This is a genomic window from Promicromonospora sp. NPDC090134 (assembly GCF_044746965.1).
In the GTDB taxonomy this organism is placed as follows: domain Bacteria; phylum Actinomycetota; class Actinomycetes; order Actinomycetales; family Cellulomonadaceae; genus Promicromonospora.
Genome location: NZ_JBIVCZ010000002.1, coordinates 89703 through 106543 on the forward strand (window position 1 = coordinate 89703; position 16841 = coordinate 106543).

The 16841-nt window shown below is 74.0% G+C and carries 17 protein-coding genes; 10 read left to right on the plus strand and 7 right to left on the minus strand.

What is annotated here, in order from left to right:
* Positions 1-281 precede the first annotated feature (281 nt).
* Positions 282-692 (minus strand): hypothetical protein, encoded by a 411-nt coding sequence (locus ACIPN7_RS06850; protein WP_400539320.1) that lies wholly within the window; start codon positions 690-692, stop codon positions 282-284.
* Positions 693-780: 88 nt separating this feature from the next.
* Between ACIPN7_RS06850 and ACIPN7_RS06855 the strand changes: the two genes are divergently transcribed.
* From ACIPN7_RS06855 to ACIPN7_RS06865, 3 genes are all read left to right on the plus strand, one after another.
* Positions 781-1368, plus strand: a complete 588-nt coding sequence (locus ACIPN7_RS06855; protein ID WP_400539322.1) for a TetR/AcrR family transcriptional regulator — start codon at positions 781-783, stop codon at positions 1366-1368.
* Between the two features lie 88 nt (positions 1369-1456).
* On the plus strand, positions 1457-3316 hold the full coding sequence (locus ACIPN7_RS06860; protein ID WP_400539325.1) for an HSP90 family protein: 1860 nt from the start codon (positions 1457-1459) through the stop codon (positions 3314-3316).
* Positions 3313-5664, plus strand: coding sequence for a hypothetical protein (locus ACIPN7_RS06865; RefSeq protein ID WP_400539327.1), 2352 nt, complete (start codon positions 3313-3315; stop codon positions 5662-5664). The genes ACIPN7_RS06860 and ACIPN7_RS06865 overlap by 4 nt, the downstream gene beginning before the upstream one ends.
* Before the next feature lie 139 nt (positions 5665-5803).
* Here ACIPN7_RS06865 and ACIPN7_RS06870 read toward each other — a convergent pair whose 3' ends face one another.
* The 5 genes from ACIPN7_RS06870 to ACIPN7_RS06890 all read right to left on the minus strand — a co-directional run bounded on the left by ACIPN7_RS06870 (position 5804) and on the right by ACIPN7_RS06890 (position 10433).
* Positions 5804-5995, minus strand: a complete 192-nt coding sequence (locus ACIPN7_RS06870) for a hypothetical protein (protein WP_400539330.1) — start codon at positions 5993-5995, stop codon at positions 5804-5806.
* A gap of 132 nt (positions 5996-6127) precedes the next feature.
* Positions 6128-6841 carry a DUF4328 domain-containing protein gene (locus ACIPN7_RS06875; RefSeq protein ID WP_400539332.1) on the minus strand — a complete coding sequence of 238 codons (714 nt, stop codon included), beginning with the start codon at positions 6839-6841 and terminating at the stop codon, positions 6128-6130.
* Positions 6842-7139: 298 nt separating this feature from the next.
* The gene (locus ACIPN7_RS06880) at positions 7140-8825 is read right to left on the minus strand and encodes a ribonuclease J (protein WP_400539335.1); all 1686 of its coding nucleotides are present in this window, start codon (positions 8823-8825) and stop codon (positions 7140-7142) included.
* Positions 8826-8858: 33 nt separating this feature from the next.
* On the minus strand, positions 8859-9827 hold the full coding sequence (dapA, locus tag ACIPN7_RS06885) for a 4-hydroxy-tetrahydrodipicolinate synthase (protein ID WP_400539338.1): 969 nt from the start codon (positions 9825-9827) through the stop codon (positions 8859-8861).
* An 84-nt stretch (positions 9828-9911) separates the two neighbouring features.
* Complete coding sequence (locus ACIPN7_RS06890) at positions 9912-10433, minus strand: AAA family ATPase (protein WP_400539340.1); 522 nt, start codon at positions 10431-10433, stop codon at positions 9912-9914.
* Between the two features lie 81 nt (positions 10434-10514).
* Between ACIPN7_RS06890 and ACIPN7_RS06895 the strand changes: the two genes are divergently transcribed.
* The 7 genes from ACIPN7_RS06895 to ACIPN7_RS06925 all read left to right on the plus strand — a co-directional run bounded on the left by ACIPN7_RS06895 (position 10515) and on the right by ACIPN7_RS06925 (position 16295).
* Entirely contained in the window at positions 10515-11987 is a 1473-nt protein-coding gene (locus ACIPN7_RS06895; protein WP_400539343.1) for an NAD-dependent succinate-semialdehyde dehydrogenase, read from the plus strand.
* Positions 11988-12069: 82 nt separating this feature from the next.
* Positions 12070-12885 (plus strand): AzlC family ABC transporter permease, encoded by an 816-nt coding sequence (locus tag ACIPN7_RS06900; RefSeq protein ID WP_400539344.1) that lies wholly within the window; start codon positions 12070-12072, stop codon positions 12883-12885.
* Positions 12882-13202 carry an AzlD domain-containing protein gene (locus ACIPN7_RS06905; protein WP_400539346.1) on the plus strand — a complete coding sequence of 107 codons (321 nt, stop codon included), beginning with the start codon at positions 12882-12884 and terminating at the stop codon, positions 13200-13202. The genes ACIPN7_RS06900 and ACIPN7_RS06905 overlap by 4 nt, the downstream gene beginning before the upstream one ends.
* Positions 13203-13345: 143 nt before the next feature.
* Positions 13346-13849, plus strand: a complete 504-nt coding sequence (locus tag ACIPN7_RS06910) for a GNAT family N-acetyltransferase (RefSeq protein ID WP_400539349.1) — start codon at positions 13346-13348, stop codon at positions 13847-13849.
* 103 nt (positions 13850-13952) lie between these two features.
* Positions 13953-14420 carry a hypothetical protein gene (locus ACIPN7_RS06915; protein WP_400539352.1) on the plus strand — a complete coding sequence of 156 codons (468 nt, stop codon included), beginning with the start codon at positions 13953-13955 and terminating at the stop codon, positions 14418-14420.
* Between the two features lie 34 nt (positions 14421-14454).
* Positions 14455-15000: a GNAT family N-acetyltransferase gene (locus ACIPN7_RS06920; RefSeq protein ID WP_400539354.1), complete on the plus strand. Its 546-nt coding sequence runs from the start codon at positions 14455-14457 to the stop codon at positions 14998-15000.
* The gene (locus ACIPN7_RS06925) at positions 14997-16295 is read left to right on the plus strand and encodes an MFS transporter (RefSeq protein WP_400539357.1); all 1299 of its coding nucleotides are present in this window, start codon (positions 14997-14999) and stop codon (positions 16293-16295) included. The genes ACIPN7_RS06920 and ACIPN7_RS06925 overlap by 4 nt, the downstream gene beginning before the upstream one ends.
* A 9-nt stretch (positions 16296-16304) precedes the next feature.
* On the opposite strand, the gene ACIPN7_RS06930 is transcribed toward ACIPN7_RS06925, so the two are convergent.
* Positions 16305-16748, minus strand: a complete 444-nt coding sequence (locus tag ACIPN7_RS06930; RefSeq protein WP_400540402.1) for a hypothetical protein — start codon at positions 16746-16748, stop codon at positions 16305-16307.
* Positions 16749-16841 lie beyond the last annotated feature (93 nt).

The window sequence follows — 16841 nt, forward strand, 5'->3', positions numbered from 1 at the left end:
TCCAGAGCCCGCGGACCGCCCGGACCGGCCACGGCGGGCGGGCCGGTGCGGCCGCAGCCTTCGGTGCCGGGCGGGTAGCCCCCCGGCGCTGTGTCGATCGCTTCGACGCTGCGGCCCGGGGCTTGGCGCTCTTCGCGCCCTGCCCGGAGCTCTTCCCGGAACCTCGCCGGGCCGACGTGCGGGTCGCCATGATGTCGCCACCGTAACCGGCGACGACGGCCCGGCCCAGGAACCCTCGCGGTGTGTCCTGGACCGGGCCGTCGTCCGGTATGTCTGGCTGCTCAGGCCAGGAGGAGGCCGATCGCGAGCATCACCACGCCCGCACCCAGGGCCACTGCGCCTACCGGCAGCAGCACGACGGCGCGGTTGGGGCGGGTGCGCCCCTGCCCGATCGCGGAGAGGAAGAACCCCGCGGGCAGGAGGATCGCGGCGCACAGCACGCCGGTGGCGGCGAGCCAGCGGGCGAACCCGGTCAGGTCCGTCGCCTCGGTCAGCAGCAGGCAGAGCAGACCGAGGATCACCAGCACACCCGCGTGCGCGTGGCCGGCCCGGAAGAAGCTCTTCTGCAGGTCGGTGGTGGCGAGCCGGCCGCCGAAGACCTTGAGCAGGAAGAAGCCGCCGGACTCGATCCCGACGACGGTCAGCAGCACGATGCCCGCGGTGATGCGGGCCGGGTCCGAGAGCTCGAGCACGACGTCCTCCTGGGGATGGTCAATTGTTCTGTAACAGTGTTATCAAACATCGTTCGCAAACCCGCGTCAAGGCTTCTAGACTCTCGGCATGGCCCGACCCCGACTGCACGACGACGCCCTGCGCACCCGGCTCCTGGAGGTCACCTCCCAGGTGGTCTCGTCCGACGGCGAGAGCGCGGTCACCGTGCGCAAGGTCGCCGCCGAGGCCGGGACCAGCGCGTCGGCGGTCTACGCGCTGCTCGGCTCGCGCGAGGCGCTGGTCGGGGCGGTCGCCGAGGAGGGTTTCCGGCGGTTCGCCGAGCACCTGGCCGCCGTCGGGCAGGGCGAGGATCCGGCCGTGGACCTCCGCGACCTCGGCCGCGCCTACCGGAGGTTCGCGCTGGCGGACCCGCACTTCTACCGCGTCATGTTCTACCGCGGGGTGGCGCCGGCGGACCGCGAGCCGGCGGCCGCCGTCGACAGCCCGACGTTCCGGGTGCTGCACGACGCCGCCGCCCGCGTCCTGCGCGGCGCGCCGCCGGAACACGTGCTGACCGCCGCCGTGGGGCTGTGGGGCCTGGTGCACGGGCTGGTGTCGCTCGAGCTCGCCGGGCTGCTGCCGGGCGACGAGGCGGCGCGGGCGGCCGCGTTCGACGCGGCCGCCGGGACGGTCGGGTCGGCGCTGCTGCGCGGCTGAGCGCACGGCAGCACATCGGGCACCGGGCAGTGGACGCGGCGGACTTTCGTGGGGAGTGTCAGAGGGCGCTACTAGCATCGCGCCCACCATGACGACGCAAGAGACCCCGACGGATTCACCGCACACGTTCCAGGTCGACCTTCGTGGGTTGGTGGACCTGTTGTCCCAGCACCTGTACGCCAGCCCCCGCGTCTACGTGCGCGAGCTGCTCCAGAACGGCGTCGACGCGATCACCGCGCGGCGCGCCCTGGACCCCGGCGCTCCCGGCACGGTGCGCATCCGGGCGACCGGCACCGCGCTGCGGGTCACCGACTCCGGGATCGGCCTGACCGAGCCGGAGGTGCACCAGCTCCTGGCCACGATCGGGCGCAGCTCCAAGCGCGACGGCCTCCAGGAGGCCCGCAAGGAGTTCCTCGGCCAGTTCGGCATCGGCCTGCTGGCCTGCTTCGTCGTGGCGGAGACCATCCGCGTGGTGAGCCGCTCGGCCCGGACGCCCGACGCCCTGCCCGTCGAGTGGGTGGCCCGCGGCGACGGCTCGTACACGGTCCGCACGCTCGACCCGGCCGAGCACCCCGAGCCTGGCACGACCGTCCATCTCGAGGCCCGCCGCGGGAGCGAGCAGTGGTTCGAGGCCGACCGGGTGGCCGACCTCGCCGCCGACTTCGGCGCGCTCCTGCCGTACGACGTCCGCGTGGGCGACGAGCCGATCACGGGGCGGCGACCGCCGTGGGAGGCCGAGCACCCCAGCCCGACGGCGCGCGCCGCCGCGCTGTCCGCCTACTGCCAGGACACGTTCGGCTTCGCGCCGCTCGACTCGGTCGAGCTGGACCTGCCCCTCGTCGGCATCCGCGGGGTCGCCTACGTGCTGCCGGGCGTGGTCAGCCCCGCGCAGCGCGGCGGGCACCGCGTGCACCTCAAGGGCATGCTGCTCACCGACCGCGCCGAGACCCTGCTGCCCGACTGGGCGTTCTTCGTGCGGTGCGTGCTGGACACCGACACGCTGCGCCCCACGGCCAGCCGTGAGCAGCTCTACGAGGACGAGACGCTGGCCGCCGTCCGCGACGCGCTGGGCGACCGGGTGCGCGGCTGGCTCGCGCAGCTGGCGACCACGTCGCCGGAGCGCCTGCGGCGCTTCCTGGCCGTGCACCACCTGGGGGTCAAGGCGCTCGCCCTGCACGACGACGACGTGCTGCGCACCATGCTCCCCTGGCTGCCCTTCGAGACGTCGGAGGGCGAGCTGACGCTCGACGACCTCGCCCGCCGGCACCGGACCGTGCACTTCACGCGCACGGTCGACGAGTTCCGGCAGGTCTCGGCCATCGCCGCGGCGCAGGGCATGGCCGTGGTCAACGGCGGGTACACCTACGACGCCGCGCTGGTCGAGGCGCTCCCCCTGGCCCGGCCCGACGTCACCGTCGAGGAGCTCGACGCGTCGGTCGTCACCGCGCACCTCGACCACGTGGACCCGGCGGCCGAGCTCGCGCTGACCCCGTTCCTCACCACCGCCCGGGTGCGCCTCGACCCGCTGGACTGCGACGTCGTCGTGCGGGCGTTCCACCCGGCGTCCCTGGCCGCGATCCACCTGGATGACCGGTCCGCCCGGCACGAACGCGCCCGCGCCGAGGCCGAGAGCCAGGCCGACGACCTGTGGGCCGGCATCCTCGGTTCTCTGCGGGACGAGGCGCCCCGCGCCCGGCTCGTGCTGAACCACCTCAACCCGCTGGTGCGCCGCATCGCGGGGCTGTCCGAACCCGACCTGGCCGGCGTGGCCGTCGAGGCTCTGTACGGGCAGTCGCTGCTCCAGGCCCGCCGCCCCTTGCGTCCGGTGGACCAGGCGCTCGTGAACCGCGCGTTCGGCGAGCTGCTGGAGTGGGCCGCGCCCGTCGTGCCCCCAGCCCGCGACGACCGGCCGGCCGACCGGCCCGACACCCAGGAGACCGACCGATGACCGAGATCACCGACCTCGCGACGCTCCAGGAGGCGATCTGGGAGAACAACCAGCGTCCCCACGGCACCTCGCAGGCCGCGGCGGCGGAGAACATCCTCACCCAGGCCGAGCTCCTCGGGCCGGAGGCCGAGATCAAGGCGGTCTTCCACCTGATCAGCGCGTACGAGTTCAGCGCGGACCGGCACAAGGTGCTGGTCCCGTTCGCCCGCGCCCTGCGGTTGTGGGACCAGGACCCGGGCGCCTTCGACCACGCCGGCACCCACGCGCTGTTCTGGGACTTCAAGTGGGTGACGACGGGCATGCTCGACCTGCCCCGGGTGCCGCTCGCCGCCATCGAGAACTGGCTCACCGAGATGGACCGCCGCTACCGGCTCGCCGGCCACACCGACCGGGCCGTGCGGATGTCGGAGTTCTACATCGCCGACCACGTGGGCGACACGGAGCGGGCGCGGCGGGCGTTCGACGGCTGGCTCGCCGCCGAACGCGGCGAGATGGCGGACTGCCTCGCCTGCGAGACCGCCCGGCAGGGCGAGTTCTACTCCGACGAGGGTGAGGACGCCAAGGCGGTCCGGCACTGGGCGCCCGTGCTCGACGGCCGGCTGACCTGCGCCGAGGAGCCGCACCGCGCCCTGGCGCGCTCGCTGCTGCCGCTGGTCCGGCTGGGCCGCCTCGACGAGGCCCGGACGAACCACCTGCGCGGCTACCCCATGGTCAAGGGCTCGGAGAGTCTGATGCACTCCGTGGCCAAGCACATCGAGTTCTGCGCGCTGACCGGCAACGAGGCGCGCGCGCTCGAGCTCCTCGCCGACACCCCCGGCTACTTCCAGGCCGACGGCGAACCCGAGCCCCGCATGGGCTTCTACGCCGTGACCGCGCTGCTCATGGACCGCCTGGTCGCCCTCGGCCGCGGCGACCTGCGGGTCACCGGACCCGCCGGCCGCCCGTGGACCGCCGCCGAGCTGGCCGGGCACGCCCGGACCGAGGCACTGACGCTGGCCGGCCGGTTCGACGCGCGCAACGGCACGACGGCGGTGAGCGAGCGGGTGCGGGCCTGCCTGGACGCCCGGCCGCTGCTGGACCGGCTGCCGCTCGGCCTGCGCGCGGTGCTGCCGCCGGCCGGGGTCGGTGCGTCCCCGGCCGGCGAGGCGCCGGAGCTCGGCCTCGCACAGGGCAGGATCGCCACGCCGGAGGACGCGGCCGGCGGCGCGCCGGCGGAAACCGACGACGTGGCGGATGCCGAGGGTGCCGGCGGTGCCGACGAGATGCCCGCCGCCGTCCGCGCGGCGCTCGACCGGTACGACAAGGCCCGGGAGAACGAGGACCTGGCCGGTATGCGAGCGGGCATGTCGGAGGCGATCGACCAGGCCGGCGACGCCGCGGCGCCCGGCTGGCGCGCGGGCGCCCACCTGCAGCTCTCCGAGGTGCTGGCCGCCGAGGAGGACCTGCCCGGAGCCGTGCACCACGCCTACGAGGCCGTGGCCTGGGCCGACCTCGCCGACCGGGATGTCGCGGTCGTGGCCAGGACCCGGCTCGGCGCCCACCTGATGGCGGGCCGCCGGCTCGACGAGGCGGCACCGGTGCTGGAACAGGCCCTGACCGACCTGGACCCCTCCCCCGAGGTGCACGGCGAGGGCACCCTCGTGCAGGTCCGCTGGTGGCTCGGCGACTGCGCGGCCGACCGCCACGAACCCGCGGAGGCCGCCAAGCACTGGCTCGCCGCCGCGCAGGTGGCGCAGCACTGGCCGGAGCAGGACGACCACGCGATGCTCGCCACCCTCGCGGCCGAGGCCCTGGAGCGGGCCGGGGAGAACCTGTCGGCGGAGCTGGCCTACGAGCGGGCGGCAGACCTGTGGGCCGAGACCGGCGACGCGCTCCGCCAGGTGCGCACCACCCGAGCATGGGCGTGGGCCGTCCGCGGCCGCGACGTCGCCGAGGCGGGCCGGATCATGACCGGCGCGACCCGGGTGTGCGAGGCCGCGCTCGCCGACTCGACCGACCCCGCCGAGCTCGCCGAGCTGCGGCTCCAGCTGCCCGAGACGCTCGAGCAGCACGCCCGGGTGATCGCCGACGAGGACGTGGAGACCGGCCGCTTCGGCGGGCTCTACGCCGGCGCCCTGGAGGAGGCGTACGCCCTGGCAAGCCGCGCCGAGACCCTCCTGCGGGAGTCCGACGACGTCGCCCGCTGGTGCCGCGGTGCCCTCCTGGCCGCGGAGCTCGCGGTCGAGTCGGGCAGCACCGCGAGCGGCCTGGAGCTGGTCGCGGCCGTGGAGGCGAGGATCGAGGGCGACGAGGAGCTGCGCGGATTCGGCGGCCACGCGGGCTGGATCCGCGACCAGGTCACCGCCTGACCGACTCGCGACACGTCCGGCCGACCCCGCCCGGGCCGGCCGGACGCGCCCCCGGTACCCAGGGCGACGCCGCCCACGACCCACGAGGACCACGACGCCCGCGACCACACGGCGGCCCGGCCCTCGCCTCGCCGGCCTGCTACCGGCGTCCTACGTCGTTGGACGGCAGGGGCGCGGCGAACTCGGCGGAGGCCAGGTCCAGCTGCGCACGCCGGATGCGCAGCACGATCACTCTCCAGGCCCAGCAGGAGATCGCGGCCAGGACCGCAGCGACCACGTACGACTCGCTGACCACCAGCACCTCGTCCTGCAGGACGTCACCCCCGAGCACCCCGCCGCGCCAGCCCTCGGCCGTCCAGGACGAGCACCGCGACGGCCAGCTCGGTCGGGGGCCTTCGCGGCCGGGCCGTTCCAACGGGTTGCGGGGTCGCCGCCGACGGCTCCCCCGGGAACTGGGGGTCGATCACGACGCGTACCCACCGCCGGCGGCGGCGATGCGCTCCCGCTGGGCACGCGTGATGTCACGGATGATCCGGATCCACAGGAAGAGGCTGACGATCATCACGAGGGTAGCGACGGCCTCCATGGGAACCATCACGTCGGCGGCGGACTGCGCCGATCCCGGGGTGCTGGCCGCCGTCAGCCGGCCAACGAGGTTCGAGACGCTGAGAAAGGCGAGCCACGTGCCCCACCAGGCGCCGATCTCCGAGACGGGTCGCGGCGACGTCGCGCGCCGGACGTCGCGCACCACCTGGAACGGGAACCAGAAGGAGACCACCGGCACCCACCAGCCGAGCCAGGCCCAGACGGGACCACGCTTGTGGATGAAGGTCGGGTTGGCGGCCACAGCGGTCGACCGGCTCTGGTACAGCCAGAGGGAGGTGACGATGAAGGCCCCGATCTGGACCACGACCGACAGGACGCCCACGCCGTCGTACGCGGTGAACTCGCTGTCGATGGCCGCCAGCCCCGCCTCGGCGGCCCGGTCCATCGCCTGCGCGCCCTGGGGTGCCAGCAGCAGGACCACGACCCGGATGACCGTCCAGGCACTGGCCAGCACGATCGCGGCCACGCCCAGCCCGGCAGTGCTGCGCAACGGCGGGAGGAGCTGCGGCGGGGTTCCGTACGCCTGGTGCAGGGGCGGCCCGTAGGCGGCACCGGACACAGGAGCGGCCACCGGCACGGGAGCGTGCGCAGGCGGCGAGCCGACGGGTGGCGTCGAGCCGGCAGGCGGGACAAACGGGTCATGCGTCATTAAGGTGCCTTTCCGCGCTTTCTGGGGAACACCTGAACGCTAGTCATCCCGCGCCACACCTCCTGGCCAAGAGCCGGGTGAACTTACGCTCGGGCAACCTTCGGCGCCGGGCACGCACGACAACGGGCGGGGTAACGCCGAGCTGTCACTGCTAGCTCAGCGTTACCCCGCCCGGGGAGTGCTGCTCACCCGGCCGGCCCGAGGGCCGGCCGGGCACGGATCACGCCTCGACGACGACCGGGACGATCATCGGCTTGCGGCGCAACCGCGTCGCCACGTAGCGCCCGATGGTCCGCCGCATGATCTGCTGCAGCTGGTGCGTGTCCGTGGCCCCGCCCGCGATCGCGTTCTCCAGCGCCGCGGTGACCTCCGGCATCACCTTGTCGAACACCGAGGCATCCTCGGCCATACCCCGCGCCAGCACCTGGGGGGGTGCCAGCACCTTACCCGTCGCCGTGTCGATCACGGCGAAGACGGAGACGAAACCCTCCTCACCCAGGATCACGCGATCCTTGAGCTCGGCGTCAGTGATCTCGCCGACCGAGGAGCCGTCAACATACACGTAGCCGCACGGCACGGCGCCGACCACGGAGGCCTTGCCGTCCACGAGGTCCACGACCACGCCGTCCTCGGCGAGCACCACGTGGTCGGCCGGCACGCCGGTCCGGACCGCGAGCGCCCCGTTGGCCACGAGGTGGCGCACCTCGCCGTGCACCGGCATGACGTTCTTGGGCTTGAGAATGTTGTAGCAGTACATGAGCTCGCCGGCCGAGGCGTGCCCGGAGACGTGCACCTTGGCGTTGCCGCCGTGCACCACGCGCGCGCCGAGGCGGGTGAGCCCGTTGATGATGCGGAACACGGCGTTCTCGTTGCCCGGGATGAGCGACGAGGCGAGGATCACGGTGTCGCCGAACTCGACCTGCACCTTGTGGTCGCCGTTGGCCATGCGCGAGAGCGCCGCCATCGGCTCGCCCTGCGAGCCGGTGGACATGTAGACGATCTGGTCGTCGGGCACCGAGTCGGCCTTCTTCAGGTCGATCAGCACGCCCGGCGGCACGTCGAGGTAGCCGAGGTCGGCGGCGATGCCCATGTTGCGCACCATGGAGCGCCCCACGAGGGCGACACGCCGGCCGTGGGCGTGCGCGGCGCGCAGCACCTGCTGCACGCGGTGCACGTGGGAGGAGAACGACGCGACGATGATCCGCTTGTCCGCGTGGGCGAACACGTTGTCCAGCACGGGGCCGATCTCGGCCTCGGGCGTCACGAAGCCGGGCACCTCGGCGTTGGTGGAGTCGACCATGAAGAGGTCGACGCCCTTCTCGCCGAGGCGGGCGAAGGCGCGCAGGTCCGTGATGCGGCCGTCGAGCGGCAGCTGGTCCATCTTGAAGTCACCGGTGTGCAGCACGGTGCCGGCGGCGGTGGTGACCGCCACGGCGAGCGCGTCCGGGATGGAGTGGTTGACCGCGACGAACTCGCAGTCGAAGATGCCGAGCTTCTCCCGCTGCCCTTCCTTCACCTCGAGGGTGTAGGGCTTGATGCGGTGCTCCTTGAGCTTCGCCTCGATGAACGCGAGCGTCAGGCGGGACCCCACCAGGGGGATGTCCTTGCGCAGGCGCAGCAGGTACGGCACGGCACCGATGTGGTCCTCGTGCCCGTGCGTCAGCACGATCGCCTCGATGTCGTCGAGGCGGTCCTTGATGTAGTCGAAGTCCGGCAGGATCAGGTCCACGCCGGGCTGGTTGTCCTCGGGGAACAACACGCCGCAGTCGATGACGAGCAGCCGTCCGGCATGCTCCAGGACCGCCATGTTGCGTCCCACCTCGCCCAGGCCGCCAAGGGCGACCACGCGCAGACCGCCGTCAGGCAGTGCGGGGGGCAGGGACAGTTCGGGGTGAGGATGACTCACGTGGCCTCCAAGGCCTCGTTCCAACAGAAAGTTTCAGTGCCCGGCGGAGCTCGCCTGAGCGAGCTCGTTCACCTCGGGCTGGTGTGCGGTGACGCCGTCGCGCAGCAGGCCGGCCTCGGCCAGCACCGCGCGCAGGGCGGCGACCTCGTCGTCCGACGCGGCGACGTTGGGCAGACGCAGGAAGCGGTTGTCCGTGACGCCGAGGATCTCGACCGCGGCCTTGGCCATCACGGCCTGGGCGCCTGCGCCGTTCAGCGCGTCGATCACACCGGTCGTGGTACGGAAGACCTCGATCGCCCCGGCGATGTCGCCGGCGTCGAACCGGCGGACCGTCTCCGCGAAGTGAGCGCCGACCACGTGGGCCGACACGGACACGATACCCGCACCGCCGACGCTCAGGAACGGCAGCAGCAGGCCGTCGTCGCCGGAGTACCACGCCAGACCGGTCTCACCGATGAGCTTGCCGGCGGAGTAGACGTCGCCGGTGGCGTCCTTGTTCGCGACGATCCGGGGGTGCCGGGCAAGACGCCGGTAGGTCTCGGGCGCGATGCGCACCACGGTGCGGCCGGGCACGTCGTACAGCATCACGGGCAGGTCGGTCGCGTCGGCGACGGCCACGAAGTGCTGGTACAGGCCCTCCTGGCTGGGCCGCGAGTAGTACGGCGAGACGACGAGCAGGCCGTCCGCACCCGACTCCGCGGCCTGCTCGGCCATGCGGATCGCGTGCACGGTGTCGTTCGAGCCGGCGCCCGCCACGACCGCGGCACGGTCGCCCACGGCCTCCACGACGGCGGCGACGAGCTCCTCCTTCTCGGGGGTGTGCGTCACGGGCGACTCACCGGTGGTGCCGGACAGGACGATGCCGTCGTTGCCGTCGTCCACGAGCTTCTTCGCCAGCTTGACCGCTGCCTTCAGGTCCACGGCGCCGTCGGGCGTCATCGGGGTGACCATGGCAGTCAGGACCGCGCCGAACGGGCGCGCGGGATCAGTGGGAAGAACCATGGCCCTACCGTACCGTTCTCCGCCCCGTCACCGGGCTTGTGGCCGCCGACCCGCCGGGCGTTCTCGCGGCGGGCACGGCGGGTCTCACGCCGGTCCGACGAGCGCGTCCAGGCGGACGACGGCGTCGGCGACGTCGTCATTGACGAGACGCAGCAGCGCACGGGTCCGCGCGACGTCCGCCAGGCCCGCCGTGTAGGCGGCCACGAGGTCCGGGCCGAGGTCGCGTCGGTGGGGCGCGGCGTCGGCCAGGACGCGCTCCGCGACCGCTTCCGGCGGCGCCTCCACCAGCACGTGCACCAGCCGGGCGGACGCCGCCTCGGCGGCCCGCGCGAACCGGCCTACCTGGTCCGTCCGGGCGACGAGCTGCGGGACGACGACGTCGTGCCCGCCCCGCAGGTGCTCGACGGCCATGGCGAGCCCGAGCGCGCGGGCCGGCGCCGCCGTGTCCCGCGGCGGACCGCTGATCAGGCCGCGGACCACGTCGATGTCGAGGTTCAGCGTGCCCGGCCGCCGGGCCGCCCACGCGGCGGCGAGGGTCGACTTGCCGACCCCGGGCAGCCCGTTGAGCAGGACCAGCCACGGCGTCGCGGTCGGCGTCGCGGTCATGGCGGTCCCCCGTCCCGTCGGCGTGCGCCCGACGATACCCGGGCACCTCGCGGCGCTTGCGCCGACGTGGATACTCGGAATATGACGGCGACGACGCTCTCCCCCGCCCTCGTGGCGCACCTGCCCACCGGACTGCTCATCGACGGGCACTGGGGCCCCGCGTCGAGCCGCGCCACGTTCGAGGTCACCGACCCGGCGACGGCCCAGCCCATCTTCGACGTCTCCGACGCCACCCCCGCGGACGCCGTCCGCGCCCTCGACGCCGCACACGCCGCGGCGCCGGCCTGGCGCGCCGTGCCGCCGCGCGAACGCTCCGAGCTGCTGCGCGCCGTCTTCGTCCGGCTCATCTCCCGCGCCGACGACATCGCCGCGCTCATCACCGCCGAGGCCGGAAAGCCCCTGGCCGAGGCGCGCGCCGAGGTGATCTACGGCGCCGAGTTCCTGCGCTGGTTCGCCGAGCAGGCCGTGCGCTCCGACGGCCTGGTGCGCACGGCGCCGTCGGGCGGCAACAAGCAGTACGTGAGCCGCCGGCCCGTGGGGCCGTCGCTGCTCATCACGCCCTGGAACTTCCCCATCGCCATGGCGACCCGCAAGATCGCCCCCGCGCTCGCGGCCGGCTGCACCGTGGTGATCAAGCCGGCCGAGCTGACCCCGATGACCACCCTCCTGGTCGCGGAGATCATCCGGTCCGAGGCCGCGGGCCGCGGCCTGCCCACGGGCATCGTCAACGTGGTCCCGACCACGCAGGCGGGCCCGGTCACCGAGCCGCTCTTCGAGGACCCCCGCCTGCGCAAGGTCTCGTTCACGGGCTCGACCCGGGTGGGCCAGATCCTGCTGACCCAGGCCTCGAAGAACGTGCTGCGCAGCTCGATGGAGCTGGGCGGCAACGCGCCGTTCGTCGTCTTCGAGGACGCCGACCTCGACGCCGCCGTGCAGGGCGCCCTGATCGCGAAGCTCCGCAACTCCGGCCAGTCGTGCGTCGCGGCCAACCGCTTCCTGGTGCACGACGCCGTCGCGCGCCCCTTCGCGGAGAAGTTCGCCACCGCGGTGGGCGCGCTGGTCACCGCCCCGGGCACGCAGCCGGGCGCCCAGGTGGGACCGCTCATCAACGAGGCCGCGGTCGAGAAGGTGGGCGACCTCGTGGACGACGCCAGCGCGCACGGCGCGCAGGTGCTCACCGGGGGCGCGCGCCTCGACCGCCCAGGCCACTTCTACGAGCCCACGGTGCTCACCGGCGTCAGCGCCGACGCGCGGGTCGTCACCGAGGAGATCTTCGGCCCGGTGGCCCCGATCGTCGCCTTCGGGTCGGACGACGAGGCGTACGAGCTGGCCAACGGCACCCCGTTCGGGCTGGCCGCCTACGCGTACACGACGTCGCTCGCGCGGGCCCAGCGCGCGATGGACGAGATCGAGGCCGGGATGATCGGCATCAACCGCGGCCTGGTGTCCGACGCGAGCGCCCCGTTCGGCGGCGTCAAGGCCTCCGGCCTGGGCCGCGAGGGCGCCGAGGCGGGCATGGAGGAGTACCAGGAGACGGTGTACGTGGCGCTGTAGCGGGCGGCGGCCGGCCCGGGTGGCGGCGTCCGGAACGCGGGCGCCGTGCCGGGCCGGGCCGGCGACCACGTAGCCTCGCCACGTGAAGGTCCTCCCCACCGACCCGGCGGCCCGGGCCGCCGTCCGCCAGGGCGTGAGCGTCTCCGTGGCGACCGGCCTGTACGGCATCTCGTTCGGCGCCCTGTCCGTCGCGGCAGGCGTCGGCCTCGGTCCGACCATGGCCCTGAGCCTGCTGATGTTCTCGGGCGGCTCGCAGTTCGCCCTCATCGGCGTGATCGGTGCGGCGGGCACGCCCGTGGCCGCGATCGCCACCGCCACGCTGCTCGGCCTGCGCAACACCCTGTACGGCGCGGTGGTCTCGCCGCTGCTCCAGGTGCGCGGCTGGCGTCGGCTGGCCGCCGCGCAGGTCACCATCGACGAGTCGACGGCGGTCGCCGTGGCGCAGCCCGAACCTGCCGCGTCCCGGATCGGGTTCTGGGTCACCGGGATCGGCGTCTTCGTGCTCTGGAACGCGTTCGTGCTGCTCGGCGCGCTCGCCGGCGACGCCCTGGGCGACCCGCGGGCCTGGGGGCTCGACGCCGCCGCTGCCGCCGCGTTCCTCGCCCTGGTCTGGCCCCGGCTGGCCCCGCGCCGCGCCCAGCTCGTGGCCGGGCTCGCCGTCGTGGCCACCACGTCGCTCATCCCCTTCGTGCCGCCCGGCATCCCCGTGCTGGCCGCGGCCGCCGTCGCGATCGTCGTGGGGCTGGTCGCACCGACGGCGCCGGCGTCGGACGCGCCGCAGACTGACGGCGGGCCGTCCGCCGTCGTGCCGGGCGACGTGTTCGCCGACGACGTGCCCGACGGCGAGGCGTCCACCGACAGCCCCGAGAACGAGACCGACCGGGAGCCCGCCCGATGACCACCGCCGCCCTCTGGACCACCGTGCTCGTGGCCTCGCTGGCCTGCTTCGCGCTCAAGCTCGGCGGGCACCTCGTGCCGCGCTCCTGGCTCGCCTCCGAACGCGTCTCCCGCGTCACCACGCTCGTCACGGTGGCGCTGCTGGTCTCGCTCGTCATGGTCCAGGGCTTCGCCGACGGCCGCACGCTCGTCGTCGACGCCCGGGTGCCCGCGCTCGCCGTCGCGGCCCTGGCCCTGGCCCTGCGCGCCCCGTTCATCCTGGTGGTGGTCCTGGCGGCCGGCACCGCCGCGGGCCTGCGCGCCCTCGGCTGGGGCTGACGCTCCGGCTCGCCCTGGGACTCACGCCCCCGGTGTTGACCACAGCGGTTGCTGCCAGACAGGAGCCGTCCGTGGCAGCAACCGCTGTGGTCAACACCGGGGGCGGCCGACGGCGGGCGGCCGCCGGGCGCTAGGGTTCTGTGATGGCCCTGTTCCGCGAGACCGCAGACGTGTCCGTCCGCCCCGCCGTCGCCGGTGACGAGTCGGCGGTGACCGACGTGCAGGTCGCGTCCTGGCGCGCGACCGGCGTGCTGGGCGAGGGGGTGCTCGAGGCGCTCGACGTGCCCGCCATGCGCGAGCGCTGGGCCTCGGCGATCACGTCGCCGCCCGGGCCGGGGTTCACCGTGCTCGTGGCGCTCGCGGGGCCCAAGGTCGTCGGGTTCGCCGCCGTCTCCCCCGGCCAGGTGCTGTCGCTCGAGGTGCTGCCCGAGGCACAGCGCGGCGGACACGGCTCGCGGCTGCTGGCGGCCGCCGTCGACCGGCTCCGCGCGGACGGTTCCGACACCGTCACGACCTGGGCCCTGGTCGACGACACGGCGCGGGCCTCCTTCCTGAAGGCCAGCGGCCTCGGCGAGGACGGCCGCAGCCGCACGCTCGCGACGGGCCTGCGCGAGGTCGTCGAGCACCGCTGGTCCGCCCAGATCTGACGCCGTCCGGGCGCACGGCCGGCCTCGACGTGTTCGGCACGCGAACTGAAGGTTTCACGCCCGCGTGACAGTCCCGTGACACGGCCTTGCGACCATCGGCGGCATGGGGATCCGCACGGAGTACTTCGCAGCACCCACCGACGAGGTGGCGGCGACGGCGCTCCACGCGCCCGGTGGGCCGTCCGAGCCCGACCTGCGCACCGACCAGCCACGCTTCGACTCCGTCGCGGTGCCGGCCGTGGACCCGTTCGTGATGCTCGGCGGGCTGGCCGGCGTGCTGTCCGGCCGCCCGTACGCCGAGGTCACGGCGCACCCGCGCCACGGAGCGCTCGTCGGCAGCGGCGGCGAGGAGGGGCCGTGGATCGTGACGGTCGCCCAGACCCTCGTGGAGGACCTCGCCTCCGCCGGCCCGACCCGGCTCGCCCAGGCCGCCCGCGAGTGGTCCGGCACGACGACGCCCGCCGTCTCCCCGCAAGCCCTCGTCACGGCGCTGCTGTCCCTGGGGGCGCTCGCCGCCCGCGCGGCCGACGAGCGGCTCGGGATGTACTGCTGGACGAGCCTGACCGACTGAGCTCCGACCGAGCACCGACCGGAAGAGCACCACCTTGAGCAGCACGGAAGCCCCGCCCGTCGTCGTCCGGCGCTTCGATCCGGGCTCCCCCGGCGACGGGCTCACGGCGCTGCTGACCGCGTACCACCTGCAGACCGAGGCGGAGAAGGGCGAACCGGTCGGCGACGCGGACGCGCTGCCCGCCCGCTACCGTGCGGAGATCGACGACCCCCGCGCCGCGTTCGCCGACGACGTCGTGCTGCTGGCGCACAGCGGCGACGCCGCCGTCGGCTGTCTCGTGGTGACCACGTCCGCCGGCGGGCGCGCCGAGCTGAAGCGGCTCTGGACCGACCCCGCGCTGCGCGGCCGCGGCGTGGCCTCGCGGCTCGTCGGCGCGGCACTGGACCACGTGGCCGACGCCGGCCTCGGCACGGTCGCGCTCTCGGTCTGGAGCTGGCGCGTCGGTGCCATCGGCCTGTACGAGAGGCTGGGCTTCGGCGTCGTCGACCCGTGGGACGAGCGGGCGGACCTCGTCTGCATGGAACGCAGCGTGGAAACATGGCGCGACCCGGGCCGCGGAGGTGCTTCACTTTCCCGGTGAACCGCACCCGCAACCCGCTCTGGCGGACCTTCGTCGAGCTCCGTGGCAACCCTCGCGCCTGTGTGTGGACCGAGCCGCTGTGGGGGCTGTCCATGGCCCTGGTGCTGCCGTACGCCTCGGTGTTCATGCTGGCCCTGGGCCTGCACGACGAGCAGATCGGCCTGCTCGCGACCATCGCCATGATCTCCCAGGTCGGCTTCGGGCTGGCCGGCGGCATCATCACGGACCGGCTCGGACGGCGCGCCACGACGGCGTGGTTCGACGTGATCGCCTGGGTGATCCCGTGCCTGCTGTGGGCGTTCGCGGAGAACTTCTGGTTCTTCCTCGCGGCATCGCTGGTGAACGGCGCCATGCAGGTCACGCAGAACTCGTGGGACTGCCTCATGGTCGAGGACGCCGAGCGGGGCCAGATCACCCGGATCTACTCGCTGGTCAAGGTCGCGGCCGACTGCTCGGCGCTGTTCGCGCCGCTGGCCGCCGTCCTGGTCGCCCAGCTCGGGCTCGAGCCCGCCGTCCGCATCCTGTACGTCAACGCCGCGATCGTGATGGCGGTGAAGATCGTCTGGCTCTACCTGTGGTCGAAGGAGACCCGCCAGGGCGAGGTCCGCATGGCCGCCACGCGCGGGCACAGCGTGTGGCGCCTCCTGGCCGGATACCGCGGTGTGCTCGGGCTCCTGCTGCGCTCCCGCGGGTCGCTGCTGGCGCTGGCCGTGGCCGCGCTGACGGCGGCGGTCACGCTCGTCAACGGCACGTTCTGGCAGGTGGTGGCCAGCCAGCACCTGCACGTGCCGGACGCGCTGCTGCCCTTCTTCCCGATGGTCCGCTCGGTGCTGTCGGTGGTCTTCTTCTTCACGCTCATCCCGCTGCTGACCACCGCCGTGAACCTCCGGCGCGCCACGCTGCTGGGGTTCGGGGTGCACCTCGCCGGGCAGGTCGTGCTGGTCGCGATCCCCGCGTCGGCGGGCGCCGCGACGGCGTCCACGTACGCGTTCCTCGGCCTGTGCCTGCTGCTGGACAGCTTCGGCGCGGGCATGCTCTTCATGCTCTCGGAGTCCCTCGTGGCGCTGCACGTGGACGAGGCCGAGCGGTCGCGCGTGATGGCGCTCCAGCGCACGTGCATCATGCTCGCCGCGGCGCCGTTCGGCTGGATCTCCGGCTGGCTGTCCGGGATGGACCGCACCTACCCGTTCGTGCTCACGTCGGTGCTGCTCGTCGTCGGGCTCGTGCTGGTGGCGGTGCGCTGGGTGCCGACGCACCTGGGGACGGAGGCCGTACCGGCGTCCGAGGCCGCCTGACGCGAGGCGTCAGGCGGTGCGGAACAGCCGCGACGCGCGCCGCAGCGCCTCGCGGGCGCGGCGCCGGTCGCCGGACGCGTCGTAGGCGAAGGCCAGGTGGTACCAGGCGCGCCAGCTCTCGGGCGTCGCCTCGACGGCCGCCCGGTACGGCTCGAAGGCCTCGTCCGCGGCCGCCCGATCGATGCGTCCGCCGGGCGAGCGCGGGAGGTCGTCCACGGGGAGGTCGCCCTCGGCGAACAGCGTGTCCGCCATGCGCTGCACGATCGCCGCGAGCCAGTACTCACGCGCGATCAGCCCGATGACCAGCAGCGGGATGATCAGCACGCCCAGGCCGATCGCGATCAGGACCGGCTCGCCGGTGCGCATCATCGAGACGCCGCGCCCGGCGATCTGCCACACGTACAGGGCGAGCAGCGCCGTCACGGCGATGGCCCCCGGCAGCCCGCGCGGCAGCCTGCGGCGCGACGACGGCGCGGGCTCGGACGGCGCGGGCGACGACGGCGTGGGCGACGACGGCGTGGGCGACGACGGCGGCGTCGGCTCGCC